We start from the raw sequence: 583 nt of genomic DNA on the forward strand, positions 1-583 counted from the left end.
CTGCCGATTGAAATTTGACCCAGGGCGGATTGCTGATTTTGTTACCAGCAACTGTGGATAAGTCTACCAGCGCAGCTGCTGTTGCCCCCACTCCTTCGCTAGCCCAGTTCAGCTGTTGAAGACCTGCCACATGCAGCCATGCAGCAGGCCGTCGTCACCATGAAATCAGAACGACTCATCGTCCTCCGGTTCCTGGCCGCCCTTACGCTTTCGCTCCCGTGATTTGATCTTGGCCTGGGCCGCCAAGCTACTGTGTTGCAGGCGATAGGACTCGTTACCGGTTTCGACGATGTGGCAGTGGTGGGTCAGCCGATCCAGCAGGGCGGTGGTCATCTTGGCGTCGCCGAACACGCTCGACCATTCGGCGAAGCTCAGGTTGGTGGTGATCACCACGCTGGTGTGTTCGTACAGCTTGGACAGCAGGTGAAACAGCAACGCACCGCCAGCCTGGCTGAACGGCAGATAACCCAGTTCGTCGAGGATGACCAGATCCATGCGCAGCAGTGCCTGGGCGATCCGCCCGGCTTTGCCGTCGTGTTTTTCGCGCTCCAGCAGATTGACCAGATCGACCGTGGAGTAGAAG

General features: G+C 58.5%; 1 pseudogene. It reads right to left on the reverse strand.

The features are described 5' to 3' along the window. Positions 1 to 165 precede the first annotated feature (165 nt). Positions 166 to 583 (reverse strand): annotated as a pseudogene (gene istB / locus BST15_RS20965) (IS21-like element ISPst3 family helper ATPase IstB); the annotation flags it as partial.

The sequence above is a fragment of the Mycolicibacter arupensis genome, from assembly GCF_002086515.1.
Taxonomy (GTDB): Bacteria; Actinomycetota; Actinomycetes; order Mycobacteriales; family Mycobacteriaceae; genus Mycobacterium; species Mycobacterium arupense.